The sequence below is a fragment of the Anabaena sp. WA102 genome (genome assembly GCF_001277295.1).
Lineage (GTDB): Bacteria > Cyanobacteriota > Cyanobacteriia > Cyanobacteriales > Nostocaceae > Dolichospermum > Dolichospermum heterosporum.
The window spans coordinates 5,224,039-5,242,283 of sequence record NZ_CP011456.1 but is presented as its reverse complement, the minus strand read 5'-3'; the positions used below and the strand labels follow the sequence as shown (position 1 = coordinate 5,242,283).

Genomic DNA, 18,245 nt, shown 5'->3' with positions numbered 1-18,245 from the left:
AGATTTTATTTATATTTTGATACTTGGATATCATTTCTAGTAGGAGTTTACTTATAAAAAGACTTATATTTTATAGATTACAAGTCTCGACGCGATAGAAGAGACTCCTCCTTCCTCTATCCTTCTTTTCACTTCCTATAGGGAGGTGTCCTTTTGGTGCTTTTATATCAAAAGTAATATTTGTGTAGTACAACCAACTGCCAAAGTTTCGCCATCCTACCTTGTCCCCAAAGTTTCGCCAAACTTCCTCATTGTAGTTTTTAGTTCCCCCAAAACTTTTATAAATCCTTTGTTGAACAGAGAAACCAAACTTACCATTGCTGTATTTTACCCATAGCTGGTCAATGGTGCGAAGATCCTCACAGCGAAAATTATCAATATCTTCTATTCTTAACCAACCTTCCTTTTCCCGTTTCATAACGGCTAACATTACCCTTTCTGTTTCCTCATCCGCTTCTTTCCATTTTCCTTGTGCAAGGTAGTCACGCAGTTTTCTGTAATCTTGTCCTACTGCTGATATTAAATCAGTATTATCTAATTCTGGTAATGTTGAATTTTGGATTTGAGACTTTTGATCGTTGGTAATATTACAAGTTTCAACACGAGAGAAGATATGAAAAGAACATACTAAAAATCCATTAGATTCTTCCACTAATATTTGTCTTGGGAGATGGCCTTTTGGTGCATTTATATCAAAAGTAATATCGCCGTAATAAAACCACTCTGTTGCTGTTTTCCATCCCACAGCATAGCCAAAAGCTTGCGTAATTATGCTGTTATGTTTCTTTGTTCCCCCCACATTTTCATAAATACGCTTTTGGATAGAAAAACCAAAACGTTCATTACTGTATCTTACCCACAATTTATCAATCGTATGGAGGTCTTCACATGGGAAATTATTAATGCTGTTAAAATCTAGCGAGCCTAGCTGCTCCCTTTTTGCAACTGCTAACATAACTCGCGTTGTTTCTTCATCAGCCTCTTTCCATTTCCCTGCTGCGAGTAAGTCACGAAGACGGGTATAATTCATACTTACTGCTGATTTTAGCTCAACATCAACACACTGAATATATTCAAGTCGTTTAAGAGTCTCATTGTAATCATTAATATTATTTTCTTGTTTGTAAATATAGGCTGCTTTTTTAAAATCATCTATTGCGGCCTGCTTATTTTTTAAAGATAAAAGAGTTAAGCCACGATTGTAATAGGTGTTAGCACAATTAGGAAGAATTTTTATTGCCTGATTATAGTCTCTAATTGCATCTTGATATAGTCCCAAATTATAATAAATTAATCCGCGATTGAAATAAGCTTGAGCATCATTAGAATTGATTGCAATAATAGTTGATAAATCTTGAATAGCACCTCGATTATCTCCTGCATTGAAACGAGCTAACCCACGATAGTAATAGTTATTAGCATCACGTGGTGAAAGTTGAATAAGGTATGTAAAATCTTCAATAGCACCTTGATTATCTCCTAAATTATAACAAGCTACTCCCCTATTATAGTAAGCATAATTATGAGTAGGTATATTTTTAATAATCTGTGTATAGTTCCATATAGCATCTTGATATAGCCCCAAATTATAATAAATATCTCCTAGCTTAAAATAAGCGCCAACTTCATTAGGATCAATGTTAATAATTGTGGTTAAATCTTCAATAACAGCTAATTTGTATCCTAATTTAGAGTAAATTTCTGCTCGTTCATAGTAGGCATCAATATAATTATTATCAAGCTTAATTGCCTGAGTATAGTCTGAAATAGCAGCTTGCTTATCTCCTAAATAAGAATGAGCCAAACCCCGCTTATAGTATAATTCAGTATCGGCAGGATTAATAAGAAGTGCTTGAGTATAATCATCAATTGCACCCTGCGTATCTCTCAAGTTGTTACGGATGTTTCCTCTATTATAATAAGCTTCAGTAAGGCTAGGATTAATAAGGAGTGCTTGAGTATAATCGTCAATTGCACTCTGCGTGTTTCCTAATGCCTCATGTATAAGTCCTCTATTATTGTATATTGCAGAAATATTAGGATTGCTAAGTATAGCCTTATTATAATTAGATAATGCTCCTAAATAATCTGTTGATTCTCGACAAGCCATTGCTTGTTGATCATAAATCAGAGCTAAATCATAACTTGAATTAATATAATCATTTGGTTGATGAAATATAAAACTCTCTAAATAACCACGTAAACCACCAGGATAAAGTAATTCATCTATTCCTACTATAGCTTCATTGGCAGCAGATTTAATCATATTAGTTGGTAAAAACCCAGCTATAATAAGACCATATTCTTTTTCCATGTCACTAAATTTTTCTTGACATAAAATACATACTAAAACAGAATTTTTTTCAATTTCTTCTCTATCAATTGTCCATTGAACTTGATCACAATTCCCATAGCGGGTTTTCACCTGAATACCAATTGATGAATTAGCAGTTAAGGTAAAATCAACCTTTCCATCTCCACCACTGTATTTTTCATAATCAATTTCAGTTACAAAATCACCTAAACGGATTTTAACAACTTCCTCACCCAGCTTTCCCTTCATATTATTGAAGAAGATGTTCTTAACATCGTATTTTTGCTTAAATTTATTAGCCATCTCCCAGCAAAAATCCCGTAATTGCTTTAACCTCTCTCCAGAGATAACCGTCAACTCACTATGCTGGCCTTCCTTCTCACAATGGAGTAAGTCACCAGATTTCAGTCTTTGAATAAAATCAGTTTGCTGTGCTTTGAGTATTGTTGTCCAGTCCATTTGTCAAAACTCACCTTTATCTGACAAGGAGTATTTATTCTATTATTCCCTATTAAGCAACAAAAAGCACTAATCTAGATTACATTGCAGTTTTTTGAGTCTAACCGAGAAGTATAGAATCCTCAAACCCTAAAAATGCAAATTAAACAAACATCCTGTAAATCCTTAAATCCTGGATATCCTGATTCAGACAGTTAACCCTAAAAACATACCTCAGACGGATAAACAGGTATAGACTCAGCATCTAAAATATCAAAGCCCGATTGATACCGAGAGTATGAATTCAAACTTTCATATTTGGACGCTGACAATAGTATTAAGTGAAATTTGAAACCGCCAATCTATCTTTTTGTCTCTGGTAAATTACGAGGAGGGATCATTCTCCCCTCATAAAACTCCCTTTCCAACTGACTTAATTTCCACCAAGCTGCACCCAATAAAAGAGGAATAAATGTTTCTGTGATCACAAATAGAATTGATTTTGTTTCCACCAAAAAAGCCAATAAAGGACTACTAGCTAAAGCCAGAATAGTAAAAACACCACACCAGAATTTTAACTTTTGAATTCTCCTTAAAGCCTGACGACAACTAGCACATTTTTCTGTATGGGAATGATATCTTTCTAGCAATCCTTCCTTATTCAATAAAAGTGGTGGTAAAGATTCCCCTGGAAATGTTTCCCCATGATATTGATTTACCCATTTACGTAACTCAGCCACAAAAGTATCTGCTTTCGTCGCCAGATAAAAGGCTTTATTGAAATTAGCACTACCACCTTTATCCGCTAAATAACGTTCTTGATAATGGAGAAAAATTTGATCATCTTCTAAAACGCCATTTTGTCCAATATGAACATACCAACGAGGGCGAATTTTAATAAAAAATCCTGGTAGTTTAGACTTGAACTTAAAAGGAAAACGGGCAATGATCCGACATTCACCTTTGCGAATGGGGACAGCATAAACAACGGTTAAAATTCTGCCTTTTTCAGCATTAATATCATGCCACATTAAACCAGGGGCAATAAATGTTGTGGAAAGTTTTCCCGATTGTCCCGCTTTTAATCCTTGTTTCCAAATCCCTTCAAAACCATGTTTTCCTGATTCAACTATTTCTAATTCTAAAGGTGCAGCATTGGCACGATTTCCCACTGTCAGATGATGCGTAAAGGCAATATGACTAGGATCAAGGATATTTTCTAATAATGTTAAAGCATCATAAGGAACATCTCGAAAAGTGTTCATAATTACCCATCCTTCCGGTGCTGCTTCTATGGGTTCAACTACAGGAACTTTCGTATTTGCAGCATTTTCTGGATTACCAGCATAGACAAATAATAATCCTTGTTTTTCTGTTGTTGGTAAAGATGGTACGCAAGCCCTGGGAGAGGTTTCTGCTTTTGCACCTGCAACCTGTTGGGGAATTTTTTGACAACTTCCATCTCCAGCAAATGACCAACCATGATAAGGACATTCTAACAATCCATCTTCATTAATTCTGCCTTCAGAAAGAGGTGCAAGACGGTGAGGACATTGATCTATAAATACTTGCCAAGATGAGTTTTTTTGATCCCACCAAATGACAATATCTTTACCTAAAAGAGTGAAAGGTGTGGGTTTGGATTTATCTAAATCTTGAAGGTAGTGAACTGGATACCATGCTTCTGCTAATTCAAAAGCATCTGGGTTACTCCCTCCAGGTAATATTTCTGTTAAAGAATTCTCGTTGATAATAGATTGTGTTTGCACCATTTTCTGTATTGATTAATTTTCAATAACTTTTAATTGAACATTCTAGCAAGAACCATCCCTAATTGCACACTGATAATTCCCAAGATTGTACTACCTGAAAAATAACCAGCAGCGGCTAACCAATTACCACGTTGTAACAAGCCAACTGTATCTAAACCAAAAGTAGAAAAAGTAGTATATGCACCTAAAAATCCTGTAGCGACAATTAACTTAATTTCTGGGGAAATCAGCGCTGTTTTTTCCATAGCTAAAGTTGCGAAAAACCCCATTACTAAACAACCGCTAATATTAATAAAAAAAGTTCCATAGGGAAAACTGAAACCAAAGCGGTTCGTAAACCACAAAGTTAAATAATAGCGACTTAAAGCCCCAGCTATTGCCCCTAAACTAATAGCAATGGGAACACGAATTTCTGCCTGTTGTAACATTATTAAGTAGTCGGACAAAATTAAATTCACTCGTTGAGAGAGGGAACAGGGAACAGGGAACAGAAAAATCAGTTGTGTAATTAATTCTGTCCCATTACTTAATCTTTTATTCAATTAACCTCAAACGGAAAACCGTACTCTAGTGAGAGGTTTTCATCACTGTACCCCAAATTTGAACTCGATACAATCAAGGGGTGGGTAAAAAGATGCTGTTGTCCAGATAAAGTTACAAAAATTAATACAGCATAAGTAGGAGAGTTATCAAGATGGGAAATCAACTGAAAACTGCTATTTTACTAGCTACCCTAAGTGGCTTATTAATAGCAATTAGTTACTGGGTAATTGGTGGTACGGGGGGCTTAGTCATCGGAGTTGGGTTAGCAGCAGCGACTAACCTCTTCTCTTGGTATCAATCAGATAAGATTGCTTTAGCAGTATATAACGCCCAACCTGTCACCGCAGCAGAAGCACCAGCACTGTATCGTATCGTCCAAAAATTATCTACCCGTGCCAATATTCCCATGCCGGGAGTGTACATTGTTCCTAGTCCCACTGCCAATGCTTTTGCGACAGGACGAGATCCTGAACACGCGGCTGTGGCCGTCACCGCCGGGATTTTAGACATCCTCCCACAGGATGAATTAGAAGGCGTAATTGCCCACGAACTTACCCATATTATTAATCGTGATACCTTAACTCAAGCGATCGCCGCCACTGTCGCCGGTGCTATTTCTTTCCTGGCGCAGATGCTCAGTTATAGTATGTGGTTTGGTGGCGGTTCACGGGATAATGAAAGAGGTGGCAATCCTTTAGGTGTATTAGCTACAGTCATATTTGCGCCCATTGCTGCTACTGTGATTCAGTTGGCAATTTCCCGCACAAGAGAATTTTCGGCTGATGCTGGAGCAGCAAAATTAACAGGTAATCCTCGCGCATTAGCTAGAGCGTTACAACGGTTAGAATCCACAGCTAGACAAATGCCTTTGAATGCTAACCCAGCCTTTGAACCATTATTAATTATTCATCCCATTTCCGGTCAGTTTTTGGGAAATCTTTTCTCTAGTCACCCAGCAACTGAAGCAAGAGTAGAAGCTTTACTACAATTAGAACGGCAACTTATTAGTCGTTAATAATCTATCTTTGGTCATAAGTATATTGATAAATCCCCAATTAACTGATGACCAAATTATGATGATTACAGGTGCAATTTTCATCCACAAGTAAACTTTACCAACAGGATGTGGCAACCATGACTACTAACAATATTGAATCTATAGAAATCGTCGAAATTACCCTGCAAACTAGCCAAAATGGTGAAACAGACGAAGTTAAGCAGGAAACTACAGCACTATTGGAAGCAATTAAAAAACGCGCCCAAGCTGAAGCTGAATCTGCCGGTACTATTACCCGTGAAACCTATTTGAATGCTGTGCGTCAGGTGCGGGAAGCTATTGAAAGAGATAAACTCATTGAACGCGATCGCTTAGAATATTCTTGGGCAAGAATTCAAGAAGAATTAGACCATAATTGGAACTTACTGCATAAAGATATCACAGATTTAGGTGAGAGATTCCAAAATGCTGCTAAAGCAGCTTGGGAAGCTTTCAATGCCCCTCGTGATCAAAATTAATATAGGGAGGGGTACGCACTCTTTGTGAAATCCAGTCAGCAAATCGTAAAGTAGGGGCGGGGTTTCCCCGCCCTCACAGACAACTTTTTCAGCAAACCCTATATAAGTAATTGGACAAAAATATTTACAGTCATTGCGAGCGAAGGGAAGCAATCACAACTCTTGGAATTGCTTCATTTCACTTCGTTCCATATGGCTAACGCCACGCTGCGCTAACGCAATGACATTGTGTAATTAATTCTGTCTCACTACTTAGCACTTGATTAATAAATCTAAACCGTTCTATAAAACTTACCCAAAATTACCAAAGTCTAGACACATCTGGACAGCGATAATCTTAGTGTTTATTTCCTGCTTCATCGCGGTCTTAGAATGACTTCCAATCTTGTTTGCCCGCTCCACAGACAATCTCGGTAGAACTTACCGTTTCTGACCGTAGTTCCTAAAAAGAACCCTTGACAAATAAATATTTTCAGAGAAGTTCAAAATTAATAATCGGCAAAAATAAACAATAAAAAATCAGGCACTTTAGATAATTCTTTCTTCTTCCTTCTAACTCCTGACTCCTGACGCAATTGGGGAAGAGGAAATTACAAAAATTGCTTTTCTTATTCCCTCTTCCCTATTCTTATTTGAAAGCAACTTTCACATTAGCAACAGCAACTTCCTTAGCAGATGCTTCAATATTCACCGTTGCAGGTGCATTAGAACCCTTAAACCACAGTAGTACAGCAGGAGCTACACCTAGCGCCACACCTAGCAATACCGGGATAGAAAACCCAGCCGCCAAACTCATCACTGTCGCAAAACCAAAATTACCCAAATAAACTAATAAAGGGACATTCAATTGGTAATTGTCCAATTTAATCGGGTTTTTGCTCCATAACAAAGCCGCTACAGTCATAAATAACGACCCAGTACCCATCCAACCTGCAAAGTTCTGGTAAGGCATTCCAAAGAAAGCCCCAGGTTGTTGCCAATACCAGAAGGGAAGAGAAGTTTGACTCATAGCTGGGTCAAGCACAAAATCCCAAGAAGTGAGCAGTAAAGCCCCCAAAACAATTGCTCCAACGTGACGGAACAAAGTGGGTTTTTTATCTACGTCTAAACCCGCCCGCGCCAACACATAAGAAACACATCCCACATAAAACCATGAAAGGGGAATTGTGAAAGGTACCAAACCAGAAATTTTATACCCCAAACCACTCAGATAGCTGTAGTGACCAAAAGGAAAGCCAGTGCTAGTTCCTAATAATTCACTAGCCAAAGAAATTAATACAGATGGGATTAAAAATCCTAAAACGCGTCCCAAACCTAAAGTCCGGTAAGCATAGAGGAACACTCCCACCGCCCCCAAAATCATATATACCACACCGCCGCCCGCCATGCTCCACTGCATGACGCTTTGTCCAAACTCTGATAAGCTGATAATTTGTTCAGCATTGGGAATAACAATCAGTATTCCCACCAGTCCAAATACCATAGAAACGATATGACCAATTAGGCATACGCGCTCGACGATAACAAGTTGTCTCATGATCAATCCTTAATGATGTGCCAGATGGCTACTCAACTGTTAACAGTTTACAAATATTTATGAACGATTTAACTAAATGTTGATATTTATTCTCTCGACATGGGAATCAGGAGTGAAGTTCAACTTTTAGAAACCTTATAGGTTCAGTAAATCTGTGAAATAATGAATGCAACTGATATTGAAAATACCAGTATATAACGATTTGTAACTGAGTGGGGTACAGAACTTTTAAAGTCATAGCAACCGCCAAGTTTATACGAACTAGGGGAGAAATTTCCTTTTTCCGTCCTCCTGACTTCTAACTGGGCGCAGGACCTGCGCCCCTACCTCCTGACTTTTGCTATATGTCAATGTTGAAAAAGATTCCTTGGTTTTCTCTAACACTTGTATTGCTGAGTTACAGTACATTAGGCTGGGTGATATTTGAAGAAAAAGCCCCTTGGTATGTACGGCTGATAACTGTGCTAACCATCCTGCTGTCACTAATTTCTGTCACCAACCCTTGGTTAAAACTCGATGATTATTCTCATATTTTCTTCAAGTCAAACGCTAGGACTTTTTTGGTGGCTATCTTAGCAGCTTTCCTATTTTTTCTAATGATTGCCTGGTTTCGGGTATTTCTTGATACTTTACTTATTATCTGCGCCACTATTTTAGCTAAAATAGACTTTCAATCAGTTGGTTTAAAACCAGCACTAGCTTTTGGCTATATATCTTTTTGCTCACTGCTGGGTTTAGGATTGGGCGCACTTATCAATTACTACATTTAGAATTAGTCATTAGTCACTAATTAATATACTCAAAACGGTTGGGACATGGACTTTTGCGAAATCACGAAAACCCTAGATTTGTAGGGGTAAAGCAAGAGCTTCATGGGTGTCAACTTAAGATCAAATCCCTACCACATCTCGTTCCTAGTCTCTGACTAGGAATGCAGTTGATGAGGCTCTGCCTCTAATATTATTGAAGGCAGAGCCTTCTAGAATTCATTCCCAGTCTCTGACTGGGAATGAGATGACTTGAGTTCTTTGCGGGATAGAGGTTTTACGTTAAGTTGACACATATCAGCTTTTGCTTTACCCCTACCCGGAGAATCAAATAATTAAGCCGTTTTGGATATAACTAATGGCCAATAACTAATAAATAACTAGCTGGCTACAGCTTCTACAAGTTCTACCGCTACTGGATAAACGCTGACTTTCTTCTGGCTTTTACCTCTTCTTTCAAAGGTAACTACACCATCAACTAAAGCGAACAAAGTATCATCACTACCGATACCAACATTATTACCAGGGTGAACCTTAGTACCACGTTGACGGACGAGAATATTACCTGCGCGTACAGTTTGTCCACCGTAACGCTTTACACCTAGTCGTTGAGCATTAGAGTCACGACCGTTTCGCGTACTACCCGTTCCCTTCTTATGAGCCATGATTTCCTCTTTTCTATTTACTTTATTTATCCCAGCTAGTTATCTAGTTTAGGCTAGGAAAAAGATGATTAATGATTGGCAATTAAATTACTCTTGCTCACCTCTTGCCTATTCCTTAACTAGCAACTTAACCTTATTTATGATTCTTCTGCGGTTTCTTCCACGAAATCAGCATTAATGACGGGACTTTCCGCCATCGTTGGGGCTTCTTCGTAAGCTAAAACTTCACCGTTAAGATTGATAGAATTAATCAAAAATCTGGTAATTTCCTGGCGATGTCCCCGTTTTTTGCGGGTTTTCTTTTTAGGTTTCATCTTATACACCAGGACTTTGCGACCTCTGAAATGTCGCATAATTGTCCCTTCCACTGTCGCACCTTCTACTAAAGGTTGTCCAATGGAAACTGCGCCTTCGTGGTGTACAAGTAATACTGCGTTGATGGTAACTTTTTCATCTGGTTCAGCGGTTAGTAATTCAATGTCGTAAAAGCGACCTGCTTCTACTTTCATTTGCTTACCGCCAGTTTCAATAATCGCGTAGGTCATTAAATTGTCCTTGAGGTTGCCGTACAGGTAGCTGGCTATAATCTCCCGTAGAGACGCTATTTATAGCTTTTGCCAGCCTTTGAAGTATGTCTACCTGATCCGAGCAGGAGTTAGACAGACAATCTAATATATTACCTGATTGATAGCTAATCAGTCAACCTTTTATAAAATATAATTTTATAAGACCTCGCGGTAAGCGTAAAACTCAGCGGCTTGGTTCCCTGAGATATAAGCGACACGAGGGATTTTAATCCCTGTGGTATGTTACAATTAAATTCTGAGTAAGAACAAGAAAACATTTATGTGTTGAAGCATCCTAGTACGGAGAAATCCCGGCTCATAAGAAACAACGGTATTTTTGGCGTTGCTGAATTGGCGTATGATTTTTGGAGGTAGAGACGTTCCATGGAACGTCTCTACAAAAGTCTTGAACCTATGCAAAATTATTTTCATCCCTAAAATCAGCAACGCCTAATTTTTATTAGATAAAGGTCAACCACCCATCACTTCCCTTCGGGTAAGTGAGGGCTTGTAAAGGCCTAGTTGGACTCAGTTCTTAACTGAACTACGTTAGAGGTAAGAGTTAAAGACCTACCAGGGGATGCGTAGCTAGTTCCCTGCTCTAGAACTTCAAAGTTAAACAGGCTTAAGGGTTAAACCAGTGCTTTTAAGATAGTTACCGACCTCTAACATTGTCAAAGCTAACATTACCCCAGAAATGGGAGGCTCTTCGGAGCAAAATATTCTGTCCAAAGTATTTGTTTTAGACACTGAAAAAAGACCACTAGTACCGCAAGGCGGAAGTCAAAAGTCAAAAGTCAAAATGAAGACAGTATAGGCTTTTGGAGGATTTAGAATGGTTGGTTTATTTACGCCGTTTTGTACTAGACCTAATTAATCCAGTAAATCAATTCACAAAGACAGTTACGAATATGGAAAATCAAAGATTTGTTAATTGCTCAACTGTCCCCTTCGTTGTTTGTGCTGGCGCACAAAATTACTCAAGGGACGTTTCACAGTTAACCCTCCATTCCTCCCATCACAAAACTGAGTACAGTTTTGGTGGGGGTCTCCTGGAGGTTTAGATGAAAAGGATAGAAGTTGAACAAAGAACTATTTTTGTGGGTTTAGCTGGTAGTCATGGTTATGGTTTAAATCGTCCTGAATCAGATTATGATTATCGTGGTGTATTTATTGCTCCTAAACGCTATTATTTAGGTTTTGATAGTATTGAGCAAAAGGATTCAGGATGGGATGAACCAGGGATATTCCCGTTTATAGATGGTAATAAAGATACAGTTATTTATGAATTAAGGAAAGTTCTACATTTATTGGCTGGTGCAAATCCCAATGTTTTAGAATTGCTGTGGTTAACGAATTATCCTTTTTTAACAAATGTTGGACAACATTTAATTAATCATCGCAGGTTGTTTTTGAGTAAAAAGGTAAAACACACTTATTCTGGTTATGCTTTTGCTCAAATCAAGAAGATGGAAACTCATCGTAAATGGTTATTAAATCCACCCACGAAAAAACCTATTCCTGCTGATTTTAATATTATGGATGAAGTTCCTTTAAGCAAAGATGAGTTAAATGCTTTTTTGGAGTATCTTTATCTTTTAATTAGGGGGAAAATTGAATTTTTGGAAGAATCTGAACAGTTATATAAATTGCTGACTGCGGATATTGATTTTAAAGGTGTTTTAAAACAATACACTTTAGCTGATGAAACTTTAACATATACTCAAAATTTAACTCATGGACGTAAGGATTTTATTCGCCTTTTACAAAAAAGTCAAAGTTATCAAATTGCGTTGCGAGAATGGAAGGCTTATATATCTTGGCAGGAAAATAGAAACCCTGCAAGAGCCGAAATGGAAAAAAAATCAGGTTATGATTTAAAACATGGAATGCACTGTATTAGATTACTACGCAGTGGATTGGAAATTTTGCAGCGGGGAGAAGTAACTGTAGATAGAAATTTAGCTGGTGATATTGATGATTTAAAGGCTATTCTGCGGGGTAATTATAGTTATGAAGAGTTGATGAAAATGGCGGAAGATTTGGTTGCTCAAATGGATGCTTTTTATGAGCAATCTAGTTTACCACATCGTCCTGATTTGGAGCAAATTAATGATTTGTGTATGGAGTTGGTGGAAATGCAAGGTTGGGACTCTCAGGGCTAAAGCCACTGAGTTTCCCACTTACCGCGAGGTTTTATGAAAACAATTGCTACTAATGTTAAAACCCCACTAATTGGATTCTGATGTTTGGTTTTTACTTTCTCAATGTCTGAACTATTCAGCACAACGGTTTAGTGCATTTCGTCGTATTCTGCGGTTTCGATCCTTCTAGATTCCATGGGAGAAGATGGTAAAAACTCAGCACGACGCACAGGATTTAAAGATTGTGTTGATCCATTGTAGGGATGAATCACCTGAACAGTACGAGTAGGACGCTGTTTTGGTGCAAATAAAGATAAGACACCGGCGACAACAACACCACCACCAATAGTCAAGGTAGCACCACCCACAGCCCAAAGCATAGGTGAAGACCACCAATTATTTTGCTCAGGTTGTTGTAAAGTGGCCATTTTTTGTTGATTAGCTTGTTGTGCTAATTGCCACTGCTGTTGCGTAAAACTTTGAGCTTGTACCTGGAATTGTTGGTTTTGTAACTTTAGTTGTTCATTGTCAGTTTTCAATTTCTCTATTTGCATATTCATTTTCAGCTTTTCCATTTCTAGCCGCTGATCAGAATTAGGAGCGGTTGGGGGCTGATTAGAATAGACAGGTTGCCCGTAATTAGGGGGATACTGCATTACCTGGGGTGCCATGACTGTCCCAGGCATTTGGGGACTGACAGCAAAGTTCGATGATATCGGGGTATTTGTCCCTTTCAGCAAGACTAAAGCCGCTAACCCAGCTACTGCGACTCCGCCAATAAATGCCATACTTTCGCTCATTGCTGTTACCCCCCAAATATTACTGAATAGTAACTCAGTTGTGACTGATGCACTCTCACACGCATAATTTTTTGCCTACTTTGATATTATAAGAAAATTCAAGATTAACCAGTGTATCAGTTAGTTTTGTGTCTATCCTAAGATATGCTGTTATTATTTAAGACGATTACAGTCAAATTGTCCACTAAAAAATAACAAAAAAATACACTGTTTGGCAATTGCTCTCTTTGATTAAGAGGGGTTTCTGATGGCTGTTTTGAGACTTTGGCAAAATTGAGCGATCGCATCTAATCCCTGCTCTGGTGTGCCTTCTGCCAGTCGCTTCACCATAGCACTACCGACAATTGCCGCATCCGCCCCCCATGCTTTTATCTGTCCTGCTTGCTCAGGCTCAGAAATTCCAAACCCCACACCAATAGGTTTATCTGTAACATGACGGATTTGTTGCAGCAGTTCACCAACCCGCGTTTGCAGTTGGGTTCGCATTCCCGTGACACCAGTAACACTGACTAAATAGATAAATCCTTGAGACGCACGGGCGATCGCCTCTATTCTTTCGGGAGAACTCGTAGGAGCTACCAATAAGGTTAAATCTATCCCCATCTCTGCTGCTGGTTTGATTAGCCCTGCGGACTCTTCTAATGGCAAATCCGGCACAACTAAACCTGCTACCCCAGCATCTTTAATTTGCCTCAAAAACTTATCAACGCCTCGATGTAAAATCGGATTGTAATAGGTAAATAAAATAATAGGCGATCGCAAACTCGGACTAATCCCCTTGAGCATCTCCAATACCTGCTCTAAAGTCGTTCCCCTCTCCAAAGCGCGAGTAGCCGCAGCCTGAATCACCGGACCATCAGCCAAAGGATCAGAATAGGGTACACCCAACTCAATAATATCCGCCCCAGAATTATCCAGAACCTGCAAAGCCTGAGCAGTAGTTTCTAAATCCGGATCACCAGCCGTAATAAAAGGAATCAACGCACACTCTTGATTCCGTCTTAAATTTTCAAAGCAATGAGAAATAGCAGTCATTTTGCCTAGTCAGTAGTCAGTGGTCAGTAGTCAGTAGTTACAATCAACAACTGACAACTGAACAATCATAACTCTAAACCTGAGATTCTTTTTCCTCTTCAATCTTCGCTTGCAGTTTAGCTAACTCTTCAGGAGAGAGTTCATCAAGCCGCTTTTGCAAAAAAGCCGTTTCATAAGCTTCCCGTTGTTGATGGTAGGTCATTTTATTCCCTATCGCTCGGAAAATATAGGTGCATAACCAGCCAATTAAGCCAGCCATCAAGAAAACTTGACTCCAGATACCAGCATTCTGACTATCTAAACCCACCCCTTGCAAACCCACATAAGCCAAGCCACCAGCCACAAAAACGCCGAAGCCAATACCAATTGCGTCAATACGTCGCATGAGAATTATGACCTACCAATTTTAATTTAAGCAATTTTTCGAGGACGGGGGTTCAAATTCACAAACGGGGAGAGAACTAGCAACCCCGGAAAGAAAAAGAACACTAAAAAGTACATAAACACCCGTTCCACAGAACCACAGGTATACCATCTTAAACTCAAGTAGAAAAATACAGCAATGGGTATTACCAGCAAATAAGCGCCCGCCAAACTCAGATACAGTAGTGCTACAACCATATTTCTTACCGCAATTTGAACTATATTTGGTGCATTCACTTCTTATGATATGCCCAATGGCTGGTTTGAGGAAGTCGGTAATTCTGTTATTTTCCATCTTCTTTGAAAACCAATTGCCCAAAAATCGAAACTTATGATATGATCGTCTTCAGCCATTAAGCGTAAACTAACTGGCTAGTTTAATATTTTGTTTCGGTGCTAAATGTCAAATATTAGCGTTAGCAAATAAAATTTTAAAATCTACTTGCCAAAAAAAAGCAATTAGTGGTATAACAGACAAGAGGGTAAATACTGCCTCAAAACAGTAAACAACCTTACGGGAGTGTGGCGGAATGGTAGACGCTACGGACTTAAAGGAATTGAGCCTTGATAGAGAAATCTTTCAAGTGGCAGCTCTCAAACTCAGGGAAACCTAAATCTATTTATAGATATGGCAATCCTGAGCCAAGCCCAGAAAAATATTTGACTGGGAAGGTGCAGAGACTCGACGGGAGCTACCCTAACGTAAAGCCGAGGGTAAAGGGAGAGTCCAATTCTCAAAACTTATGATTGCTTTAGCACCTAAGTAGTAGTGAAAACTACAAGAGAATGAAAATCCGTTGACCGTAAAAGGTCGTGGGGGTTCGAGCCCCCCCACTCCCATCTAAAAACCAACTAAAGATGTGCTAAAACCTTTAGCCCGCCTGGGAATGAATTCCCAGTCTAATAGCAAAAGTCATCTGAAGATGACTAAGAGAACTCCGCAAAAAAAATGATCCAATTTTGTGGGATGGGCATCCTTGCCCGTCCTTGATGATTAGCGGGCAATTCGTCCCGCACCACAAGAAATTTTGGGATATTTTTTTGATTGGAAGTCTCTAATAAACCTGTGCCGCATGAGTTGTCATTGCGAGTGAAAGGAAGCAATCTCTTGACAACCGATAAACCACCTAACGCAAAAATCTCTCAAACCCTTATTCCTCTGTGTCCTCTGCGCCTCCGTGGTTCGTTAATCAGGATAATTTATTTCTTGGAAGTCCCTCACTAAATTATTGGGTCTGACGCACCCTACAAGAGATAAAATCCACATTACATATTTAGAAAACTTTGTCAATGCGTAAGCACTAGGATCATCTTTTTTGTGGATTTCTCTAAATAACCCGGAAATTTTTCATCTCATTCCCAGTCTCTGACTGGGAATGAATTCTAAAAGGCTCTGCCTTCAATAATATTAGAGGCAGAGCCTCATCAACTGCATTCCTAGTCAGAGACTAGGAACGAGATGTGGTAGGGATTTGAGCTTAAGTTGACACCAATGCACCTTCATCAACTCAGTTGGTAATGTTGTACTGGACATTCACGATATCTCAGATGTCAGGGAGTGTCGCGGTTAAAAGTATTCAGTATGTCACAGTTCGAGAGAAACCGAAAAACATCTTTTGTTGTCTCCTTTTTGTGCTTACTCATTGAATTTATGACAAATTTCTTGACAAAAGATATGAAATCTGCTAATAATTGTAATTTGTGGAAACTTTACCCTTTAATATAATCTCTTGGCTAACGTCATTGTCATAGGTGCCCAGTGGGGCGATGAAGGAAAAGGTAAAATAACTGACTTACTCAGCCGCTCCGCAGACGTGGTGGTACGTTATCAAGGGGGAGTTAACGCTGGGCATACAATCGTAGTCCAAGGTCAGACGTTTAAGCTGCACTTAATCCCCTCTGGTATTTTGTATCCAAAAACCGAATGTATCATTGGCTGTGGCACAGTCATAGATCCACAGGTTTTGATCAAAGAACTCGAACAACTAGAACAATTAAATATTTCTACGGCTAATCTGTTGATATCTCAGACGGCTCATGTCACCATGCCCTATCATCGCATGATTGACAAGGCATCCGAGGAAGTCCGGGGAAATCATAAAATCGGGACAACAGGTAGAGGCATTGGTCCCACCTACGCGGATAAATCGGAACGTACAGGCATCAGGATGTTAGACCTCATGGACACCGATGGACTGCCTGAGCAGTTAGAACGGACGATAAACTATAAAAATACCATTTTAGAAAAGCTGTATAATCTACCACCCTTGAATCCACAAGCAGTGATTGAGGAGTATTTAGGTTATGCAGAACGCTTGCGTCCTTTTGTCGTTGATACATCATTGAAAATCTACGATGCAGTTTTACGGCGACGAAATATTTTGTTTGAAGGCGCACAAGGGACATTGCTTGATCTGGATCATGGAACTTATCCCTACGTCACATCCTCCAACCCAGTCGCTGGTGGGGCTTGCGTTGGTAGTGGATTAGGTCCGACAATGATAGATCGGGTAATTGGTGTATCCAAAGCCTATACTACAAGAGTGGGAGAAGGTCCATTCCCCACAGAACTAAATGGCGAAATTGGGGACTTGCTAGGCGATCGCGGTGCAGAATTTGGCACAACTACAGGGCGTAAACGTCGCTGTGGTTGGTTTGATGCGGTTATCGGGCGTTATGCAGTCCGTATTAACGGCATGGATTGCATGGCACTCACTAAACTGGATGTTCTCGATGAACTAGAGGAAATCAATGTTTGTGTGGCTTATGAAATTGATGGTGAACGCTGCGAAGACTTCCCCACCAGCGCTCGTCAGTTCGCTCGTTGTCGTCCCATCTACAAAACTGTACCGGGGTGGCAAGTTTCAACAAGTCACTGTCGTACCCTGGAAGAGTTACCACAAAAAGCACTGGACTATCTGAAATTCTTAGCAGAATTAATGAAAGTGCCGATCGCAATTGTTTCCTTGGGAGCAAGTCGTGATCAAACTATCATTGTCGAAGACCCGATTCACGGTCCCAAACGCGCACTGTTACAACCCAACGGTACACCTATTTAGTCATTGGTCATTGGTCATTGGTCATTGGTCATTGGTCATTGGTTAATAGCAAAATAACTGACAACAGACAACAGACAACGAATAACTAACAATTAACAAATTAACAAATTATATGGCGATCGCACTCGAATCTAAACCCCGTCCCGAAGGTAGCAAACCCAGAGCTTTGCGCCGTTCAGGCTTAATTCCCGCCAACTTGTATGGTCACAAAGGAATTGAATCAATTGCTCTAGTTCTTGACGCTAAAGTTGTAGAACGCCTGCTCAAGCAAGTTACCCCCAACAAAACCGAAATCGAACTCAGCATTCCTGAATTGGAGTGGACTGGTACAACCGTAATCCGCGAACTTCAGATCCACCCAGCCAAAGGCACACCTTATCACCTAAGTTTTTTTGCTGGCGCTAAAGGCTAAAATTCAGGTAATACAGCAGGAGTCAGGAAGTAGGGGCGCAGGGCCTGCGCCCAGTCAAGAGTCAGGGGTAAAACTGGCTTTGTGTATAGGTTTCAATTTAGATTGTGTACGCAATCTGCTGTAATAAAGAAGAGAACCAGGGTTAGCCCTGGTTTTTTTGTGGAAAAATTATTTATAGTAGGGAACGGGGAACAGGGAACAGGGAACAGGGAACAGTCCAGAAATTTTCCCATTACCAATCACCAATTACCAATC

At 39.5% G+C, this 18,245-nt stretch carries 16 protein-coding genes; 6 read left to right on the top strand and 10 right to left on the bottom strand.

Annotated features, from left to right (window positions below):
- Positions 1–70: 70 nt before the first annotated feature.
- The 3 genes from AA650_RS23025 to crcB all read right to left on the bottom strand — a co-directional run bounded on the left by AA650_RS23025 (position 71) and on the right by crcB (position 4,952).
- Positions 71–2,773, bottom strand: a complete 2,703-nt coding sequence (locus tag AA650_RS23025; RefSeq protein WP_053540815.1) for a GUN4 domain-containing protein — start codon at positions 2,771–2,773, stop codon at positions 71–73.
- Between the two features lie 341 nt (positions 2,774–3,114).
- Positions 3,115–4,524, bottom strand: a complete 1,410-nt coding sequence (locus AA650_RS23020; protein WP_053540814.1) for an aromatic ring-hydroxylating dioxygenase subunit alpha — start codon at positions 4,522–4,524, stop codon at positions 3,115–3,117.
- A 29-nt stretch (positions 4,525–4,553) separates the two neighbouring features.
- Positions 4,554–4,952: a fluoride efflux transporter CrcB gene (crcB, locus tag AA650_RS23015; RefSeq protein ID WP_053540813.1), complete on the bottom strand. Its 399-nt coding sequence runs from the start codon at positions 4,950–4,952 to the stop codon at positions 4,554–4,556.
- Positions 4,953–5,218: 266 nt separating this feature from the next.
- Between crcB and AA650_RS23010 the strand changes: the two genes are divergently transcribed.
- Together AA650_RS23010 and AA650_RS23005 are read left to right on the top strand one after the other, a co-directional pair.
- Positions 5,219–6,082, top strand: coding sequence for a zinc metalloprotease HtpX (locus tag AA650_RS23010; RefSeq protein ID WP_053540812.1), 864 nt, complete (start codon positions 5,219–5,221; stop codon positions 6,080–6,082).
- 119 nt (positions 6,083–6,201) lie between these two features.
- The gene (locus tag AA650_RS23005) at positions 6,202–6,582 is read left to right on the top strand and encodes a hypothetical protein (RefSeq protein ID WP_053540811.1); all 381 of its coding nucleotides are present in this window, start codon (positions 6,202–6,204) and stop codon (positions 6,580–6,582) included.
- Between the two features lie 628 nt (positions 6,583–7,210).
- On the opposite strand, the gene cruF is transcribed toward AA650_RS23005, so the two are convergent.
- On the bottom strand, positions 7,211–8,119 hold the full coding sequence (gene cruF, locus AA650_RS23000) for a gamma-carotene 1'-hydroxylase CruF (RefSeq protein ID WP_053540810.1): 909 nt from the start codon (positions 8,117–8,119) through the stop codon (positions 7,211–7,213).
- Between the two features lie 344 nt (positions 8,120–8,463).
- Here cruF and AA650_RS22995 point away from each other — a divergent pair, with 344 nt between their 5' ends.
- Positions 8,464–8,889 carry a hypothetical protein gene (locus tag AA650_RS22995; protein ID WP_027403156.1) on the top strand — a complete coding sequence of 142 codons (426 nt, stop codon included), beginning with the start codon at positions 8,464–8,466 and terminating at the stop codon, positions 8,887–8,889.
- A gap of 377 nt (positions 8,890–9,266) precedes the next feature.
- On the opposite strand, the gene rpmA is transcribed toward AA650_RS22995, so the two are convergent.
- Entirely contained in the window at positions 9,267–9,551 is a 285-nt protein-coding gene (gene rpmA, locus AA650_RS22990) for a 50S ribosomal protein L27 (protein WP_027403157.1), read from the bottom strand.
- Between the two features lie 137 nt (positions 9,552–9,688).
- Positions 9,689–10,096 (bottom strand): 50S ribosomal protein L21, encoded by a 408-nt coding sequence (rplU, locus tag AA650_RS22985; protein WP_027403158.1) that lies wholly within the window; start codon positions 10,094–10,096, stop codon positions 9,689–9,691.
- Positions 10,097–11,181: 1,085 nt separating this feature from the next.
- Between rplU and AA650_RS22980 the strand changes: the two genes are divergently transcribed.
- Positions 11,182–12,282 carry a nucleotidyltransferase domain-containing protein gene (locus tag AA650_RS22980; RefSeq protein ID WP_053540809.1) on the top strand — a complete coding sequence of 367 codons (1,101 nt, stop codon included), beginning with the start codon at positions 11,182–11,184 and terminating at the stop codon, positions 12,280–12,282.
- Between the two features lie 128 nt (positions 12,283–12,410).
- On the opposite strand, the gene AA650_RS22975 is transcribed toward AA650_RS22980, so the two are convergent.
- The 4 genes from AA650_RS22975 to ndhL all read right to left on the bottom strand — a co-directional run bounded on the left by AA650_RS22975 (position 12,411) and on the right by ndhL (position 14,717).
- The gene (locus tag AA650_RS22975) at positions 12,411–13,061 is read right to left on the bottom strand and encodes a heterocyst differentiation related protein (RefSeq protein WP_072033624.1); all 651 of its coding nucleotides are present in this window, start codon (positions 13,059–13,061) and stop codon (positions 12,411–12,413) included.
- Between the two features lie 231 nt (positions 13,062–13,292).
- Positions 13,293–14,096, bottom strand: a complete 804-nt coding sequence (trpA, locus tag AA650_RS22970; RefSeq protein WP_053540808.1) for a tryptophan synthase subunit alpha — start codon at positions 14,094–14,096, stop codon at positions 13,293–13,295.
- A gap of 73 nt (positions 14,097–14,169) precedes the next feature.
- Positions 14,170–14,481 carry a DUF3007 family protein gene (locus AA650_RS22965; protein ID WP_027403162.1) on the bottom strand — a complete coding sequence of 104 codons (312 nt, stop codon included), beginning with the start codon at positions 14,479–14,481 and terminating at the stop codon, positions 14,170–14,172.
- A gap of 26 nt (positions 14,482–14,507) precedes the next feature.
- Positions 14,508–14,717 carry an NAD(P)H-quinone oxidoreductase subunit L gene (ndhL, locus tag AA650_RS27235; RefSeq protein ID WP_080683924.1) on the bottom strand — a complete coding sequence of 70 codons (210 nt, stop codon included), beginning with the start codon at positions 14,715–14,717 and terminating at the stop codon, positions 14,508–14,510.
- A gap of 1,532 nt (positions 14,718–16,249) precedes the next feature.
- Here ndhL and AA650_RS22960 point away from each other — a divergent pair.
- Together AA650_RS22960 and rplY are read left to right on the top strand one after the other, a co-directional pair.
- Positions 16,250–17,578 carry an adenylosuccinate synthase gene (locus AA650_RS22960; protein ID WP_053540807.1) on the top strand — a complete coding sequence of 443 codons (1,329 nt, stop codon included), beginning with the start codon at positions 16,250–16,252 and terminating at the stop codon, positions 17,576–17,578.
- Between the two features lie 112 nt (positions 17,579–17,690).
- Positions 17,691–17,990, top strand: a complete 300-nt coding sequence (gene rplY / locus AA650_RS22955; protein WP_039204609.1) for a 50S ribosomal protein L25 — start codon at positions 17,691–17,693, stop codon at positions 17,988–17,990.
- Positions 17,991–18,245: the final 255 nt, after the last annotated feature.

Bases quoted from the DNA above. Each gene is read 5' to 3' on its own strand.
- ndhL (WP_080683924.1), bottom strand. From the start codon at position 14,717: ATGGTTGTAGCACTACTGTATCTGAGTTTGGCGGGCGCTTATTTGCTG.
- AA650_RS22975 (WP_072033624.1), bottom strand. From the start codon at position 13,061: ATGAGCGAAAGTATGGCATTTATTGGCGGAGTCGCAGTAGCTGGGTTA.
- AA650_RS23005 (WP_053540811.1), top strand. From the start codon at position 6,202: ATGACTACTAACAATATTGAATCTATAGAAATCGTCGAAATTACCCTG.
- AA650_RS23020 (WP_053540814.1), bottom strand. From the start codon at position 4,524: ATGGTGCAAACACAATCTATTATCAACGAGAATTCTTTAACAGAAATA.
- rplY (WP_039204609.1), top strand. From the start codon at position 17,691: ATGGCGATCGCACTCGAATCTAAACCCCGTCCCGAAGGTAGCAAACCC.
- AA650_RS23010 (WP_053540812.1), top strand. From the start codon at position 5,219: ATGGGAAATCAACTGAAAACTGCTATTTTACTAGCTACCCTAAGTGGC.
- AA650_RS22965 (WP_027403162.1), bottom strand. From the start codon at position 14,481: ATGCGACGTATTGACGCAATTGGTATTGGCTTCGGCGTTTTTGTGGCT.
- trpA (WP_053540808.1), bottom strand. From the start codon at position 14,096: ATGACTGCTATTTCTCATTGCTTTGAAAATTTAAGACGGAATCAAGAG.
- AA650_RS22980 (WP_053540809.1), top strand. From the start codon at position 11,182: ATGAAAAGGATAGAAGTTGAACAAAGAACTATTTTTGTGGGTTTAGCT.
- rplU (WP_027403158.1), bottom strand. From the start codon at position 10,096: ATGACCTACGCGATTATTGAAACTGGCGGTAAGCAAATGAAAGTAGAA.
- rpmA (WP_027403157.1), bottom strand. From the start codon at position 9,551: ATGGCTCATAAGAAGGGAACGGGTAGTACGCGAAACGGTCGTGACTCT.
- cruF (WP_053540810.1), bottom strand. From the start codon at position 8,119: ATGAGACAACTTGTTATCGTCGAGCGCGTATGCCTAATTGGTCATATC.
- AA650_RS23025 (WP_053540815.1), bottom strand. From the start codon at position 2,773: ATGGACTGGACAACAATACTCAAAGCACAGCAAACTGATTTTATTCAA.
- AA650_RS22995 (WP_027403156.1), top strand. From the start codon at position 8,464: ATGTCAATGTTGAAAAAGATTCCTTGGTTTTCTCTAACACTTGTATTG.
- crcB (WP_053540813.1), bottom strand. From the start codon at position 4,952: ATGTTACAACAGGCAGAAATTCGTGTTCCCATTGCTATTAGTTTAGGG.